Origin of the sequence: Pantoea sp. GABEPS69, from assembly GCF_045780835.1 — a bacterium.
Lineage (GTDB): Bacteria > Pseudomonadota > Gammaproteobacteria > Enterobacterales > Enterobacteriaceae > Pantoea > Pantoea septica.
Genome location: NZ_CP118618.1, coordinates 1,623,147 through 1,638,808 on the forward strand (window position 1 = coordinate 1,623,147; position 15,662 = coordinate 1,638,808).

At 54.6% G+C, this 15,662-nt stretch carries 19 protein-coding genes; 12 read left to right on the plus strand and 7 right to left on the minus strand.

All coding sequences use genetic code 11. From position 1 onward, the window contains the following. Positions 1–187: 187 nt before the first annotated feature. The 4 genes from PVE98_RS07930 to PVE98_RS07945 all read left to right on the plus strand — a co-directional run bounded on the left by PVE98_RS07930 (position 188) and on the right by PVE98_RS07945 (position 2,720). Positions 188–418 (plus strand): hypothetical protein, encoded by a 231-nt coding sequence (locus tag PVE98_RS07930; RefSeq protein ID WP_313619497.1) that lies wholly within the window; start codon positions 188–190, stop codon positions 416–418. Between the two features lie 518 nt (positions 419–936). After that, entirely contained in the window at positions 937–1,293 is a 357-nt protein-coding gene (locus PVE98_RS07935) for a hypothetical protein (protein WP_096073366.1), read from the plus strand. Positions 1,294–1,372: 79 nt separating this feature from the next. Beyond that, a complete protein-coding gene (zinT, locus tag PVE98_RS07940; RefSeq protein ID WP_096073365.1) occupies positions 1,373–2,017 on the plus strand; it encodes a metal-binding protein ZinT in 645 nt (214 codons plus the stop codon). A 538-nt stretch (positions 2,018–2,555) separates the two neighbouring features. Then, positions 2,556–2,720, plus strand: a complete 165-nt coding sequence (locus tag PVE98_RS07945; RefSeq protein WP_187143645.1) for a hypothetical protein — start codon at positions 2,556–2,558, stop codon at positions 2,718–2,720. A 311-nt stretch (positions 2,721–3,031) separates the two neighbouring features. On the opposite strand, the gene PVE98_RS07950 is transcribed toward PVE98_RS07945, so the two are convergent. After that, complete coding sequence (locus PVE98_RS07950; RefSeq protein ID WP_096073363.1) at positions 3,032–3,658, minus strand: helix-turn-helix domain-containing protein; 627 nt, start codon at positions 3,656–3,658, stop codon at positions 3,032–3,034. 140 nt (positions 3,659–3,798) lie between these two features. Here PVE98_RS07950 and PVE98_RS07955 point away from each other — a divergent pair, with 140 nt between their 5' ends. The 4 genes from PVE98_RS07955 to PVE98_RS07970 all read left to right on the plus strand — a co-directional run bounded on the left by PVE98_RS07955 (position 3,799) and on the right by PVE98_RS07970 (position 6,051). Further along, entirely contained in the window at positions 3,799–4,188 is a 390-nt protein-coding gene (locus PVE98_RS07955; RefSeq protein WP_033791350.1) for a hypothetical protein, read from the plus strand. Next, positions 4,169–4,483 (plus strand): hypothetical protein, encoded by a 315-nt coding sequence (locus tag PVE98_RS07960; protein ID WP_033749799.1) that lies wholly within the window; start codon positions 4,169–4,171, stop codon positions 4,481–4,483. The genes PVE98_RS07955 and PVE98_RS07960 overlap by 20 nt, the downstream gene beginning before the upstream one ends. Before the next feature lie 84 nt (positions 4,484–4,567). Next, entirely contained in the window at positions 4,568–5,548 is a 981-nt protein-coding gene (locus PVE98_RS07965; RefSeq protein WP_187143644.1) for a hypothetical protein, read from the plus strand. A 236-nt stretch (positions 5,549–5,784) separates the two neighbouring features. Further along, the gene (locus PVE98_RS07970) at positions 5,785–6,051 is read left to right on the plus strand and encodes a hypothetical protein (RefSeq protein ID WP_033749795.1); all 267 of its coding nucleotides are present in this window, start codon (positions 5,785–5,787) and stop codon (positions 6,049–6,051) included. A gap of 24 nt (positions 6,052–6,075) precedes the next feature. Here PVE98_RS07970 and PVE98_RS07975 read toward each other — a convergent pair whose 3' ends face one another. Both PVE98_RS07975 and PVE98_RS07980 read right to left on the minus strand, forming a co-directional pair. Then, complete coding sequence (locus tag PVE98_RS07975) at positions 6,076–6,315, minus strand: DinI-like family protein (protein WP_033749793.1); 240 nt, start codon at positions 6,313–6,315, stop codon at positions 6,076–6,078. 351 nt (positions 6,316–6,666) lie between these two features. After that, positions 6,667–6,990 carry a DUF6388 family protein gene (locus PVE98_RS07980; protein ID WP_033749791.1) on the minus strand — a complete coding sequence of 108 codons (324 nt, stop codon included), beginning with the start codon at positions 6,988–6,990 and terminating at the stop codon, positions 6,667–6,669. 195 nt (positions 6,991–7,185) lie between these two features. Between PVE98_RS07980 and yedD the strand changes: the two genes are divergently transcribed. Beyond that, positions 7,186–7,665 carry a lipoprotein YedD gene (gene yedD / locus PVE98_RS07985; RefSeq protein ID WP_096073362.1) on the plus strand — a complete coding sequence of 160 codons (480 nt, stop codon included), beginning with the start codon at positions 7,186–7,188 and terminating at the stop codon, positions 7,663–7,665. 49 nt (positions 7,666–7,714) lie between these two features. Here the strand turns inward: yedD and amyA are convergent, their stop codons facing one another. The 4 genes from amyA to fliD form a co-directional block, all read right to left on the minus strand. Continuing rightward, a complete protein-coding gene (gene amyA / locus PVE98_RS07990) occupies positions 7,715–9,196 on the minus strand; it encodes an alpha-amylase (RefSeq protein ID WP_407568569.1) in 1,482 nt (493 codons plus the stop codon). Between the two features lie 100 nt (positions 9,197–9,296). Beyond that, the gene (fliT, locus tag PVE98_RS07995) at positions 9,297–9,665 is read right to left on the minus strand and encodes a flagella biosynthesis regulatory protein FliT (RefSeq protein ID WP_096073360.1); all 369 of its coding nucleotides are present in this window, start codon (positions 9,663–9,665) and stop codon (positions 9,297–9,299) included. Beyond that, positions 9,665–10,075, minus strand: a complete 411-nt coding sequence (gene fliS, locus PVE98_RS08000; protein WP_033749785.1) for a flagellar export chaperone FliS — start codon at positions 10,073–10,075, stop codon at positions 9,665–9,667. Before fliS ends, fliT begins: the two co-directional genes overlap by 1 nt. An 18-nt stretch (positions 10,076–10,093) precedes the next feature. After that, complete coding sequence (fliD, locus tag PVE98_RS08005; RefSeq protein ID WP_033749782.1) at positions 10,094–11,515, minus strand: flagellar filament capping protein FliD; 1,422 nt, start codon at positions 11,513–11,515, stop codon at positions 10,094–10,096. Between the two features lie 338 nt (positions 11,516–11,853). Between fliD and PVE98_RS08010 the strand changes: the two genes are divergently transcribed. The 3 genes from PVE98_RS08010 (at position 11,854) to PVE98_RS08020 (ending at position 15,561) form a co-directional block, all read left to right on the plus strand. Next, on the plus strand, positions 11,854–13,056 hold the full coding sequence (locus PVE98_RS08010; RefSeq protein WP_096073359.1) for a FliC/FljB family flagellin: 1,203 nt from the start codon (positions 11,854–11,856) through the stop codon (positions 13,054–13,056). Between the two features lie 169 nt (positions 13,057–13,225). Further along, positions 13,226–14,428 (plus strand): flagellin lysine-N-methylase, encoded by a 1,203-nt coding sequence (gene fliB / locus PVE98_RS08015; RefSeq protein WP_096073358.1) that lies wholly within the window; start codon positions 13,226–13,228, stop codon positions 14,426–14,428. A 164-nt stretch (positions 14,429–14,592) separates the two neighbouring features. Then, positions 14,593–15,561 carry an HNH endonuclease signature motif containing protein gene (locus tag PVE98_RS08020; RefSeq protein ID WP_096073357.1) on the plus strand — a complete coding sequence of 323 codons (969 nt, stop codon included), beginning with the start codon at positions 14,593–14,595 and terminating at the stop codon, positions 15,559–15,561. Positions 15,562–15,662 lie beyond the last annotated feature (101 nt).

The window sequence follows — 15,662 nt, forward strand, 5'->3', positions numbered from 1 at the left end:
AATTTAGACAGCAAGGGCGCTCCTTCCTAAACAGCGGCCGGGGTATCTATTTCACCATTCGCCTGTCTTATCCAGAAACCCCTTCTCTCCTTATGTAGGCTTTACAAGAAGCTAGACTGCAACAGTTTGCCAAAAACAAACCTCAATAATACTGTATTTATATACAGTTATTTTGCGGGTTAATTTTATGCCACGCAAATACGAAATCGGCTCTGTGTTCAGCAGTGCCACCCAGCTTGACGGCCGAGAGCGCCGGATAGTCACCACGAACAACTTTCGCCTTGAGCTGGAGAAGATGAACCACGTCTGGCCGCTGGAAGAGTGCAACTGCTGGATTAAGCGCTATCAGCCCTTCTTCTTTGAAATGGTGACAGACGGCGGAGAGCACAAGACGTGGGCACTTAGAAACATGGGTTAAGTGAGGTGAGCTCGTCATCTACAGAAGAGAGCTTCGAGCCTCCATCTTCTAATGCGTTCCGTATCGAAACACCTGACGGGTTTGTCATCGTTGACCGCGGCGTAAAGATGAAGCCTGGCGATGAGATGGTGTTTCAGTACGACGGCTACCTCATGACTGGCAAGCTGTTCTCTTTGGGGCTGATAACACAGGACGGCGAAACGATAGACAGGGAGGGGCGAGGGCATCATCGTGCTGGGCAAAGTCACGGCGACAATTCTGGACGATGACGACGAGTACCGGCCGACGATCTGATTAAGCAAAAATTTGTGCTACCGGAGCACATAGCACACATGAAGCACAAAAAAATACCGCAAAACACCTCGTATTCACCTAATGGGCAAAATGTGCCTTGCGGTATGCTTCTGATAAACCTTGAATCACCCTGAATCAACTTACTCCTGCAAAACTGCAAAGTGAAACAATGAATATGCAGGTTTAACCCCACTCACAATCGGCACAGCTTAACCAATATCCCCATGAAAATACTCATAATCGCAGCCGTGCTGCTGCTCACCGCCTGCGCAACCAAGCAGTACCCCCAGGCTTCTGCGGTAACGGATCAAGAAGCGGTGACGCTGAACTGCCAGACGCTGGAACAGGAAATCGTCAAAACGCGCCATATCCAGCACGAGATCACCGAGACCGGCAGCTTTGACTATCGCACCGTACTGGGTTTTATGGGCGATCTCGGTATCGGCAACGGTATTGCGCGCCATAATGCCAGCGAAAAAGCGAAATCACGCCTGGCCGAGCTACAGGCGCTGCGCGATGTGAAATGCGTGACAGCAACAGATTCAAAATCAGAGGCGAAAAAACTTTTCCACGCGAGCTAGCGAGAGGGCACACGCAAAGCTTGTTTTTAGAAATGTTATATCATAACATTTTACACTCTTTCATTGATGGAGGGTAAATATGTTGGCAAGCAAAGGAAAAGTCATTGCATTGGGTCTGCTGCTTAGCGGGCAGGCTATGGCGCATGGCCACCACGCACACGGCCCAGCGCTGTCGCAAATGGAGCAAAAAGCGGCCGAAGGGGTGTTTGACGACAAAGATGTTAAAGATCGCCCGCTGTCAGACTGGGATGGCGTATGGGAGTCCGTCTATCCGCTGCTGGAGCAGGGAAAACTGGATGCGGTCTTCGCGCAGAAAGCGCAAAAGGATGGGCATAAAACCCCAGAACAGATCAAAGCCTACTACCGCAAAGGCTACGCCACGGAAATCGAGCGGCTGGGCATTGAAGATGGCGTAATCGAATTTCACCGCGGCGACAGCGTCGCCTCCTGTCGCTACAGCTATGCCGGACATAAAATCCTGACCTATGCCTCCGGGAAAAAAGGTGTTCGTTATCTGTTTGAATGTCACGACAGGAACAGCCATGCGCCAAAATATGTGCAGTTTAGCGATCATATTATCGCACCGCGCAGGTCAAGCCATTTTCACCTTTTTAGCGGCAATATCTCTCAGCAGGCGCTGCTGGAAGAGATGGATAACTGGCCCACTTATTATCCCTGGCAATTAACACAGGAACAGGTGGTTGATGAAATGCTGCATCATTAATATTAGTGAAATCGGGTAAATATATTTCAGTCAGGCGTTTACCCTGAATATATTATTCAGACGGTATGAGAAATTTTGTCGACGACGGTTTTAACCAGCAACCTCGCCGCAGGCCTTGCCGCATCGGCTCTTGCACTGAAGAATCTCCCAGGCACAAGGGTCGCATCAGAGAAGGTCACCATTACAATATTACCTGAGTGTGACCATTCTCTTACTGAATTAGATATATTCCAGCGACAATCGCGCTGACAGAGATAATATGTAACAGTTCGGTCATGAGTTTTTCCTCCAGTGCAGTCTCTTATTTCATTGAAGAAGCTATAAAGCGATCCGTCAATAAACAGAATTAAATTTATCTGCGCTAACGACGGCGTTTTTGCGTAAAACTACATGGAACACAGCCTGTCCAATAAGCCAAACGGCAACGGCGTAATGTTTGATCTTTTACGCTTCGTTCACGTTTCAGTAAGGGAGGGCGCATATTAAATAGTCACAGCACTAAACTAAATATACCCAACAGGGGTAACTGGAGGTGCGTATGTCAGAACGTCCCGATGATATCGATCCCATTCCCGGCGGCGGCCAGCTCCCAGGCGGCGTAGAAGATATACCCGGCGGAGAGGGGGATGAGATGCCAGAAGATGATGAGTATGTAGAAGATGACGTTGAGGATGAAGATGAGGATGAAAATCTGAATCCCTGAATGTGAAAGCCGTCTGCGGGCGGCTTTATTCATTAAAGCGCGCAAAAAATTGCCCGCACAGGTCAGCGGGCAAGTCCAGTCCGGCAGAACTCTCGATTGCATTACGTAAAGGGTATGCGCATAGCGCCAGATTATCTTCTCACCGGCGCTACGATAAAGAAACGCAGCAGCACGCATTCGTCACAGGAAATTCTTATGGGCAAAAAAAAGCCCGCTCAAGGCGGGTGAAATCGTTACATGGAATTATCCACATACTTAATAGGACGCTGCTTCGCGGCGAAAGTTCGAGCGAAGCGGAAGATTTTTGCGGCTTACTGCGCCGTATCGCGATAGCGTCGCCACTCTACCAGCGTTCCCAGCACAGACAGCGCCTGTTCCGACGAACGCAAGAGCGGGTAATCCTCGTTCAGCGGCGCCAGCTCAAAGCTGTTGTGGCTGCGCGCGCGATATTTGCGTAGCACATACTCGTTCTCTCCAGTAAGCGCCAGCACCAGGTCCCCAGGCTGGGGCGGTAATTCAGGATCGATAAGCAGCAGATCGCCACGCAGGCACTGCGGCGCCAGCGCGTTGTCCCATAGGGTCAATGCAAAGCTGGTGGCAGAGTAGCTGCGATCGGTAGGGATCCGCCTGAGGATCTCTACCTGCGTCGCCTCCGCCAGCCAGTCGCCAATCTGTTCTCTCTCCAGATAAGGCAGGCCGGTTTGCGCCTGCGTTTGTACAGTAAACACCGGTCCATCCCCGTCTACCAGCCATGCTGGCGCGCAGCCCAGCACCTCCGCGAGTCGCAGCAGGTTTTCTCCGCGCGGCAGTGTCTCCTCTTTTTCCCACTGAGATATCGCCACATGGGAAACCGAGATTTTTTCTGCAACAGCTTTTTGCGTCAAATTCAGTGCCTTACGGCGGAAGCGAATACGATCGCCCGTAGTTTCTTTTTCCATCTTCTTGACATCTCCTGAGAGCCAGACTTAAGTATACTTAAGCTGTGAATTTAAGCAATCTTAAGTTTCGGCGAGGGAGGCGCTTTGCGTTTTACGCCTGACGTCAGCAGCCGTTACCCATCGAGGTACAGAGGTGAGGCATGGAAAGTAGTCTGATAACCAGTGTTGGCGCGTTAGTTCTTGGGGGCGGAGCGGCCGCGCTTTTCTGGAAGCCGCTTATTGCAGGCATTGCTTCTATTGTCACCAGCAATCGTGCCGGTGGAGAAATCATTACCAGCTACAAGGAGCAGGTCTTACTGCTGAAGGAGAGCAATGCGCTGCTCCGTCAGGAGAACGACGATTTACGTATACGTCATGATACCAATCTACGGCGAATATCTACCCTGGAGACCGATCTGCGCTTAATTAAAAACGCGCTCGGCATTCTGGTGGTCATGACTGACGCCGATCAAAACAGCAAGTTTCGTAATGAAATCGACAGGCTAATTTCCACCCTGGAGGAGCATAGCGATGGCAGAGATACACAGTGAAATAAGACCGACGACCCACAAGCGCAAAGTTTTGCTCGGCGTGCTGATGCTGGGCATGTCGTTGATATGCATTGTGATGACCATCCTGTTTTTATACGTCAGCAGCACGGCCAATCAGCGCGTAGAGGATATTCGGCGCGAAGCACGCGAGTCCGCCGCGCGACGTGAAGCCAAGGTGGATGAGCTGTCGAAGCAGGTGTCCGTGCTTCAGAACAAGCTGGATACGCTGCCCGATCAGACGGTCGACAAGGTGAAGCGGGTCGTCATACAGGATGAAAATGCTACGAAGCCTTAACAGGAGAGTCTAATGCGAATTTTTAACCTGATTGGTGAAGGCTTTCACGCCCTCCGATCGTTCATTATCACTAAGGAGTCTGCCATGACCGATACCAGCATCATTAACTCAACCACGCCAGCAAGCGATGCCGAGCTGCCGCAGTTTGCCATACCGGATGCCAATGTGCCGACCGATCCGCAGCTGCAGCGTTTATCTTCTCCCTCAACGGTGGCGCCAGCCACCTCTGAAGAGACGCCGGGCGAAACCCACGTTGCGCCTGATGCGACGGCGCAGCACACGCCGTCGCCGTCGGCAGAGCAGAGCGCTGCGCCGGACGCTTCAGCCTCACAGGCTGCGGATCAGGCCGCTGCGCCCGACGCTGCCGCCGCACAGTCTGCGGATCAGGCCGCTGCGCCCGACGCTGCCGCCGCACAACCTGCTGATCAGGCAGCTGTGCCCGACGCTGCCGCCGCACAGTCTGCGGATCAGGCTGCTGCGCCCGACGCTGCCGCCGCACAGCCTGCTGATCAGGCAGCTGTGCCCGACGCTGCCGCCGCACAGCCTGTGGATCAGGCCGCTGCGTCCGACGCTGTCGCCGCTCAGTCTGTGGATCAGGCCGTTGCGTCAGACGCTGTCGCCGCTCAGCCTGTGGATCAGGCTGCAACGCCCGATGCTACTGCCGTACAGCCTGTGGATCAGTCCGCGACGCCTGATGCAGCAGCGCCCCAGCCCGCAGAGCAGAGCGCGCCCTCGGACGCGGCCGCTCAACCCGCCGATCAGGGCGCTGCGGCAGGCACTGCCGCCGATGCGCAACCCCAGGCGCAGACACCCGTGGCGGATGCCGCTGCCCAGCAGGCCAGCGCGCAGGCTGTTAACGCTGCTGTTCAGGAAACGGCGCCCGTAGCCGATTCCGGTAGCGCTGCGCCGTCGTCCGCTCAGCCCGCCGGGAATGAGGAGCAGAGCGACTTCAGCGCAGGGGTAAAAGATTTCGGCGCCGCTTTTGATTTCGTACAGCAAGGGATTGAGCACCTGGGGACGGCGGCCCGTAAGGAGCTGTTTGAACTGGCGCGTAAATATCTCTAATGACTGAGCGCATAAGGCACTGAAAGGGGACAACGCGTCCCCTGTTTTTTGATGAAGAGGGCGCTTCTGGCGGTGTAGCGTAAACGCTGGGCTAAAGAAGAGAAGGCGTAGAAGCCAGAGATCGAGAGGGTCAGGCGCCACTTCCGAATATTCTTAAGGCGGCTTCGTTATATTCCACTACCTTTAATCATTCACGCGAGATATTTATTGGTTAAAACAGCAAAAGGAAAAACAGCATGAGTGATTCAGTGGAAACGAAAAGCAAAACTGACTACCTGCGCGATGTGACCTCGCAGCTGAAAGAGATGCGCCACTATGCGCAAACCAATACCGAAACGCTCTCCAGCCACTGGCTCGCGTTCGATGCCGGCGAATATAAAGATCCCGAGTTTGCCGGACGTATCGATGCGCTGCTAAACAAACAGGGCACGCTGCTGGATGATTTAGACGCCGCGATTCAGGATATCGAAATCGCTATCAACCACAGCGAGCAGGAGAAGTAATCCTGCTCAGTCGGTGGTCGGCGCTTAGTCGGCCACCAGCCACATTTCCGCCTCGTCAAACATCTCTTCGACAATGCGCGCCACCGTAGCCTTATCGTTCTTGCTCAAATCGGTTTCGATGGCGTTGCGCTCCATCGGCTTTACGCGCACCTCAATCTCTGGGAAGACGCGCTGAACGCGCTTTTCCAGCTCCCGTAAAATCATCTCGCGCGCGCCCGGCAGGCCGGCTACGTTACGCTTATCGTAAATCAATTCCACAAACATACTGGTATTCCATACAGGGAAGAAATTCGCTGGCACATCATACTGTAAATCCAACCAGTGACAAGCCTCTCAGGCGCATTGAGCGCTTTTTTTTCGGCGTAATACGCAAATTCGTCTCAGATAACAAAAGTGGGAAGATCAAAGGGGAGCAAGAAGGCGAAGAGAGCGAGAAAAAAATCAAACCTCTGGAGGTGGAAATCCAGCAACACCTCCAGAGGCGGTGCAAGCGCACCATTCGTTCAAGGACAATCACGACCGAAGTCGTCCAGTAAAGTTATACAAGTTTTATCTTCTTGTACAATTTAATCCTGATTTATTTTACTGGTTGGAGGTGTTGTCGCGATCGGCCGCTTAAAGCTCGTTTTTGATGCAGAACTCTTCCCAGGTCATTCCCAACGATTCAGCATGCGATTTAAGATAATTTTCAATGGCTTCGGCGGCCACCGCTTTATCCGGCTCGGCAAGCTGGATAGAGAAGATCATGCCGTCGAGATTTTTCTGGCGCAGGAAAGCGGCGTAAATACGTTCCGCATGCCATTCGCGCAGCTGGCGCAGCGACATATTGGCATGGCGCGCGTCGCTCTCCGTCAGTTCATCGAGCGCGGCCTGAAAATCGGCATGAGCGGTAAAAAACATCTCGCGCGCCTGCGCGTAGTAGGCTTCTGGCGTTTTCATAAAGTTTCCTGAAAGATTAATTGCGGTGCAGCGCGCCAGTGTAACTCACCCTCCAGTCCTTGTCAGGACGCCGTTAAACGGGAGGGCAGCGCAAAAAAAGTGGCCGCGCGAGGCGAAGCAGGGCGTAGATAGCTTGCGGAAAGCAGGCGAAAAATTATAACTTAGCCGCCATTGAAGCGATCTCAGGGATTAATGATGAAAAAGTGGATGCTGACGACGGCCGCGCTGGCGCTGGCCGGCTGTGCGCAAATCAACAGCTATCAGGATGCGGTGCAGACGCCGGCGCCCGCCAGCCTGCAGGGCACCTGGCAAACGGTCGGCCCGCAGAGCGGGTTGCGCAGCGATCGCGCGCTGGGCAGTCTGATCGTCAATGCGGACGGCAGTACGCTTGACTGCCGCCAGTGGATGCGCGTCATCGCCAAGCCAGGCAAGCTGACGCTGCTCAGCGGCGATTACGTTAACGTCAATCGCCAGTCGCGCGTTATGCCCTTAGAACTGAATGGCGGCGAGCTGCGCTATGACGGACTGACGCTGCGTAAGGTCGAGCAACCGACGGTAGAGTGCCAGCAGGCGCTGGATGAAGTGGCGAAACAGCCGAACGCGGCCGTTATCCAGAATATCGAACCGGAAATCATGAAGTCCGCCATCACTCAGGCGAACGAAAACAAGCAATAATCTCGCCGCGCCTTATTCCGTCAGCTGCGATGGTATAAGGCGCGTCATGTTACTCCGCCAGCACCCAGACGCTGACGCTGCCGCCGTTGCAGCGCACCACGACCGTGCCCTGTTCATCAGCGGTGAGGATTTCGTCGCGATGACCTAAATAGTCGCGCCACGCTTTACCGGCAAAGCCGTCGCCCATCGCCACGCTTTTCTCGCCTTCTTCGCCGTTCGACATAATGACGATGCAGCCCGTCTGCTCAGCGGTGCCGCTGCGGCTGAACGCTACGCAGTTAGGATGATCGAAATAGTCCGTTTGCGCGCCCCAGCCGTAAGCCTGGCGAGCGCGGATCAGCGCTTCCAGCTCCGGAATGACGGGCATTTCGACGCGGTGGGTTTCGCCGTCGCCGCCTTCATCTTCGTAGCTGGCGCCGAACAGGTCGGGATAAAACACCGTCGGCACCCCTTGCTCGCGCAGCAGGATCAGCGCGTAGGCGAGCGGCTTGAACCAGGCTTCGACCGGCGCCTCCAGCGACTGCAGCGGCTGCGTGTCGTGGTTGGCGACGATGGTGACCGCATGCCAGGGATCGGCCTGCACCAGCGAATTGGCGAAGATCTGGCTGAGATCGTAGTCGCTGCCCTGAGTGGAAGCCTGATGAAAATTCATATGCAGCGGCGCGTCGAACAGCAGAGTTTTGCCTTCAACCTGCTGGATATACTCCAGCAGCTTATCGGTCTCGAACGACCAGTACTCGGCGACGATAAACATCGGCTCGTCGGCGACCTCCTGAACGTGATCGATCCACTCTTTGTAGAACCAGGCGGGAATATGCTTGACCGCATCAAGGCGGAATCCGGTGCAGGGCAGCTGTTCCCTGACCCAGCGCGCCCAGTATTTCAGCTCTTCGCGCACGGCGTTGTTGCGGAAGTCGATATTGGCGCCCATCAGATAGTCAAAATTGCCCAGCTCGCTGTCGACCTGATCGTTCCAGCCGTCGGCAGTGTAGTCGTTAACGATCTTGAAGACGCCGTTTTCATCCGGGTTTTCGATATGGTCGACGCCGCTAAAGCATTTGTAGTCCCAGACGAATCTGGAATATTCGCCCGCGCGCGTTGGAAAGTTAAAGCGCGTCCAGGCTTCGCATTCGATGACCTCGTCGCTGATTTCGTCACGGTTGTCGGGGTTAACGCGGTTAACGCGCACGCGCTCTTTTTCGTCGGCGCCCATCTTGTGGTTCACTACCACATCCAGCAGCACGCCGAGGTTGTGGGCACGCAATGCCTCCACAGCCGCCTGCAGCTGTTGCTTGTCGCCATATTTAGTGGCGACGCTGCCTTTTTGATCGAATTCGCCCAGGTCGAAGAGATCGTAGCTGTCGTATCCCACGGAATAGCCGCCTGCTTCGCCTTTATAGGCAGGCGGAAGCCAGGTCATCGTTATGCCGATCTCGCTCAGCCAGGCCGCTTTTTCAGCAACTTCAGGCCAGAGCTGGCCGCCATCCGGGTAATACCAGTGAAAAAATTGCAATAACGTCGGGTTGTGCATCTGCTGCGCTCCAGCGGGAAGGAAAAGCAAGTATGGAGCACGGCGAAAAAAAGACGCACCGGCAGAACAAATCTTTTGTTCTTCGCGGTGCGTTTCAGAATCAGGAGAGAGGCTGGTTTTCCATCGGCACCATCACGCTGCCCTGTTTGCCGTAGGCGCTGAGCACCGATTTCTGACGGGTGTTCTGGTTAACCAGGGTGGAAAGCTCGTTCATGCGTTCCTGCAGCAGGCGCTTCACTTCACCTTCGTTATCAAGAATATGGCGCAATACCGGACGCAGCTGCTCCTGCGCCTGCACGGAAGGCGAGGCGGCTTCGGTCGATCGCGCCAGCCGTTGCACCGCGCTGACGTAATCAACTTCCTTTTTGATCAAATCATCCCATTCGCCCTCGGCCGCAAGACGCAGCATTTGCTGGCTGAGATCGAGTAACTGCTGGTAAATGGTAATCAGTTGCGGTGCTAGTATCATTAAACGGCGTCCTGAATCAGAGGTTGAGGCTGGGCGATTTCCTTCCATGCGTCAGCGATATTACGCAGCAGCGCTTCGACCTCGACAATGGCCTCCACGTCGTTGCGTAAGTTCGCCTGCAGGAGTCGCCGCACCATGTAGGCGTAAAGCGAAATCAAGTTGGTGGTGAGCTCGTCGCCGCTCTCTTCTGCGAGACCCTGCTTAAGCCCGTTTTCAATAATGTTAATGGCCTTCGAAAGGGAAAGACCTTTCCCTTCAATGTTGCCGTCCTGCATAAACAGGCGGGCGCGCACCAGCGCGCTCAGCGCGCCGTCGAACAGCATATTGACCAGCTGATGCGGATTCGCGCTCATGACGGCGCTTTCGACGCCGATTTTTGCATAGGCCTGAATGCCGTTTGCGGTGTACATGATCACTCCTTATAAAAATCAGCTTTTGGAGCTGGAGTTCGAGGTGTCGAACTGCTGCGTCAGATAGCTGCTGGTCTGGTTAAGCGAACTCATCACCACGTCGAGCTGCGTAAACTGGGCTTTCAGACGCGTAATCGTGTCGTTGATACGATCGTTGACTGAGTTGTACTGGACGGTCAGGGCGTTAAGCGTCTTGCTGACGCCGTCGGTGGCGGACTGCACGATGCCGGTGCTGGAGAGCCAGCTGGTCAGGTTGCTGGAGACGGTGGTGGCGATGCCGGTGGTTTTGCCGTCGCCGATAATCATCTCTTTCACGTCCGACATATTGTTTTTCAGGCTCTTGCTCAGCTTGTCAGAGTCGACTTCCAGCTGCCCGGTGGTCGGGTTGGAGGTCACGCCGATCTGCGCCATGGTTTTGAACGTCGAGGAGCTGGCGGCATTGGTCAGCAGGCTCTTCAGCTGGTTCTGGATGGTACGCAAGGTGCTGTCGCCCAACAGCGCGCCGTTGCTGCTGTCCTGCGAATCAGTGCCCACATCCACCGCGGTATATTTGGTCAGGCTGGAAAAGGTGTCCTGCAGGGTGTTGTAGGCGGAGACCCAGCCGGTGATAGCGGCGTTGGCTTTGGTGGTATCGGAGGCGATCGTCAGCGTCTGGTTGCCGCTGGTGACGTCGCTGAGATTCAGCGTAATGCCTTCCAGCGCGTCGCTGATGGTGTTGCTGCTGCTCTCGATGGCGACGTTATTGACCGTCAGCTTCGCATTCTGCGCCTTGACGCTTTCGGTCATCCCATTACTGGTGGCGCTGGCGTCGTAGCCGACGATGCCCGCAAGCGTATCGTCGCCGGTCACCTTAATCGAGCTGACGGCTTTGCCTGAACCGCTCTCATTCGCGCTGACGGAAAGGCGGTAGCTGCCATCTCCAACCTTGATAATGCTGGCGGTAACGCCCGCGCTGGCGCCGTTGATGGCGTCGCGCATGCCGGTCAGCGAGGTCTGCGCGCTGGTCAGCGTAATGTCTTTGCTGGAGCCGTCCGCCAGCGCGATGCTCAGCGTGCGGCTGCTGGCCGAGCTGTCGCCCAGCGCGGCGGTGTTGCTGCTCTGTGCCGCTGAGGTCAGGGTTTGCGCCTGGGCCAGCTGCGTCACGCTAATGGTGTACTTGCCTGCCGCGACGGAACTGCCGGAGGTGGTGGCGCTAAAGGCGCTTGAGCTGCTGGTCGCGGTCGTGGCGCTAAACAGGCTGGCGTTATTCAGTGTGGTGTTCGCCGTCTGAAAGGTGGTCAGCGCGCTTTTCAGCGTCGCGTAGGCGCTCAGTTTAGCGGTATAGGAGGACTGCTGTTTAGAAATCGGAGTCAGCGCGGCTTTTTCCGCCGTCTGCATACTGTCTAAGATATCGCTTAAGTTAAGGCCTGAACCGACACCCAGGTTAGTGATACTTGCCATGTTTGTTTCCTTATCATGTCGACACGGAGAGTGAATACCGGGGTTATCGGCTGCGAATAAGGAAAGTTTAAAGTTATTCATCACTGCGCGATAAAGCGAATAGCGTATATAGAGAAGGGTATTTCAACGGCTAGAAAGGAAGTGATTTTCTTCTAAAGAAGTGGCGGGCGAGGGCGATAAAGATAAGCGTGACAGGTTGAAGGAAAAAATTTTCACCTGGTACTAAAAAAATTCTAAAGGTTGTTTAAGGGCAGACGATAACAACTTTGACGGCGCTGAAGCCGGCGGGTTGAAGCCCACACCTTAACCGAAAGACTTGATTAACAGGAATATTTATCATGGCCCAAGTCATTAATACCAACAGCCTCTCGCTGATCACTCAGAACAACATCAACAAGAACCAGTCCGCTCTGTCTACTTCTATCGAGCGTCTGTCTTCTGGTCTTCGTATCAACAGCGCGAAAGATGACGCTGCTGGTCAGGCGATTGCCAACCGTTTCCAGTCCAACATCAAAGGCCTGACTCAGGCTGCACGTAACGCCAACGACGGTATCTCTGCTGCGCAGACTACTGAAGGCGCGCTGTCAGAAATCAACAACAACCTGCAGCGTATCCGTGAACTGACTGTTCAGGCGCAGAACGGCACCAACTCTGATTCCGACAAATCTTCAATCCAGGACGAAATCAAATCTCGTCTGGACGAGATTGACCGCGTATCTGGTCAGACTCAGTTCAACGGCGTAAACGTACTGGCTAAAGACGGCAAAATGTCTATCCAGGTTGGCGCGAACGATGGCGAAACCATCGACATCGACCTGAAAAAAATCGACTCTTCTACGCTGAAGCTGAACACCCTGAACGTGAACGGCCCGCAGGGCACGCCTGCCGCTGCTGGTGCTGCTGACTTCCAGAAAGTCTACGGCACTACCAGTAACGTCTCTAAAGCAACCGTAGCGGAATCAGGCGCAACTGACGACCTGTCAACCCGCCTGGGTCTGGCAGCTGGCGGCGCGAAAGTTGACGGTACTAGCGTCTATAAAGACGACAACGGCAACATGTTCGCTAAAGTGACCATCAAGTCTACTTCTGCGGCAGAAACCAACAACCTGAAAGCGAACGGTTTCGACATCGCTAACGGTGCAAGCCAGGACTTCTACATCGCTGTTGACCCGCAGTCAGCAACTACCACTGCAGGCGGCGATACCGCAGCGTTCACCATCGACACCAAAAACATCAACCTGTCTGATTTCTCAACTGGTGCTACCTCTGACCCGTTATCAAAAATCGACAGCGCGATCGCCAGCGTAGACAAATTCCGTTCTTCACTGGGTGCGATTCAGAACCGTCTGGATTCAGCGGTAACTAACCTGAACAACACCACGACTAACCTGTCTGAAGCACAGTCTCGTATTCAGGATGCTGACTACGCGACCGAAGTTTCAAACATGTCTAAAGCGCAGATCATCCAGCAGGCGGGTAACTCTGTGTTGGCGAAAGCTAACCAGGTTCCGCAGCAGGTTCTGTCTCTGCTGCAGGGCTAATCGCCCTCTGGTGAAATACCTGAAAACCCCGCTTCGGCGGGGTTTTTTTTATGCCTGAGAAAAAGCCAGGAAAGCCTCTGTGTTATCGGCATTGCGGTGGCTTACCTGTTGATAGGCTGGTCGCTGTCATTGTGTTTTTGCCGTTTTAACGCCATCAGCAGGTAAGATCATGAAAGAGATTTCGGTAGTTGAACCGCTGTTTTTCAGCGAATTTAAGTGTGCCGGCAGCGCGTGCCTGGACCACTGCTGTAAAGGCTGGGATATCTATTTAGATAAGCCCACGGTCAGCCGCTATTTGAAGAGCGGCGACATTGCGGTGCGCCAGCTTGCGGAAGAAAATATTATCAAAACCAAAAAAAGTTTTGATAACTGGGGCACCATCAAGCTAAACAGTAGCGGCAATTGCGTTTTCCTTGATGAGAACAGTCTCTGCAACATCCATAAAAAAATGGGTGAAAAGGCGCTGAGCCCCACCTGTTCCAGCTATCCACGCTCGCAGAAAAAAACCAGGTATGAGATCAGGAACAGCCTGACGCTCTCCTGCCCGGAAGCGGTAAAAGGGCTGCTGGCCAGCCCTGAGGCCATGCTGCTTAATGAAAAGAAAGCGTTGCGTATTTCAGCGCTGAACGCGCCGGAAGTCGATCAGGCGTCGCGATTCATCAACCTGATGTGCAGCAATCTGCTGCTGGCCAGCGGCGCCAACATCGAGCAGGGGCTTTACGGCATTGCGATGCTGTTTCTTTTTGCCGAAAAAACAGGCGACAGTGCGGATAACTATACCCGGCTTGAAGAGTACTTTTTCTCGGTTCTGAATCTCATCGAACAGGGAGAAATGGCAGCGAATATCGACAGCATCAAGCCTGACTACCAGCTGCAGTGGGCATTGCTGTTGCGTCTACAGGCTTACCTGGGCAGCCACAAGGCAATTCGCGGGTCGGCGACGCTTATCCACTATGTCAATAAGCTGATTTACATCCAGAGCGATCTTGCTGAGCACAATGACGTCACGGTATCGATGAAGCGTCTGGCGGCCGTCTGGCAGGATAAACTGAAACCCTGGCTGGCAGAGCGCCCGCATATTATGGGCAATTATCTGCAGTACCGGATGTATCACGACGGCTTCCCTTCCCTCAGCGGGCAGAGCGCACTCGCGAATCTCTATCTGCTAACGGCGGAGTGGTTCCTGCTGAGATCGCTACTCTCAGCCAGCCTGGAGCTGGTGGGGACGATCAGTGAAAACGACGTTATTAATATTATTTACAGCTATCACTCAGTGACGAAACACGATCAGATTTCAGATAAAGCTTTTATGCATGAAATTGAAAAAAGCAAAGTTAACGACGATCTCTCGCTGCTTCATCTGCTGCGCTAAGTGAGGCGGGCGTACTGGTTCGCCTTGAACAGTACGCCTGACCTTCGCCGCTCCTCTCTCCTGACGCCTGCATTTGCCTGTTGCGTTACAGATCCCCGCGCGCCTGCCGATAACTCCTTACAGAACAACACACGCATTCAGTTTGATTTTTTTCTGGAGTGTCTATGCGCTTCAATTATGACTTGTTACCCGGCGAGCAGCTCACCTTCGACGAGATCGCGCTGCGCTACGCGCGGCAGCATCCCGACGAAAAGGCGCTGACCGTACGCGGGTTGTTAAGCCCGTCCACCAGCTATCGCGCCTTGCGTATTCGCGCGGTGTTCGCTGGCGAAGAGAGCAACAGCCCGCTGGAGGACCTGCTGTTTATCTCCGACGACAACGAGCGCAAAAACTATCTGCGCCGGTTCGAGCACTATCTGAAGTCGCAGCAGCCCTTTGCCTATTTTCGCCGCAGCGGCGAGGTGTCGCGCGATAACCTCTGGCAGGTGATGGGCGAAAGCCGCGTCTACGCCATGATCGATCCCCATTCCGCCGCCGCGCAGAACCTGCTCGCCAGCCGCGGCTATCAGCTGGCGCTGATGCGCGAGGATGAGAACGAGGCTTACTGGCAGCTCTTCGATCCCCAGGCGCGCCCCTGTTTTCCGCTCTCGCGTCCTGTCCAGTTCATCGTGGTGCTGAGCACGCCGCAGCATAAGGCGCCCACGGCGGTTATGCCGGGCATGGAGGTAGGACGGCGGGTTAAGGAGAGCCTGTTTCAGCGCGCCAGCCAGGCGGCGTTTTTGACGGCCGTAAAAGCGCGCTACGGCGGCTGCGTCATCACCGGCACGCGCCTGACCGATCGCCCTGTCTGGCCCTGGGTTGAGGCCTGCCATATCGATACGCGGGAAAACAGCGAAGGCGGCCTGGCGGATAACAGCGTCGATAACGGTTTGTTTTTGCGGAGCGATCTGCAGCGTCTGTTTCTTAACAAACTGATAAGCATCGATGGTGAATCCGGCCAGATACGCTTTCATCCCGACGCGGAAATCGGGCAAAGCATAAGCCCCTGTTACCAGGCCCTTGAAGGCCAGGTATGCGCTTTATGGGACGCGGTGCCGCCCGCCACGCGGCAGCGGCTGCGCGCGTCAGATTAAGCAACGTGATGAGAGCGGAGCGATCCGCTCTCTGACATAACAAAAATGAAATAACCTCGCTTTTGCCCGCCTATTCAGCCAATCGATCCCCCTACAGAATT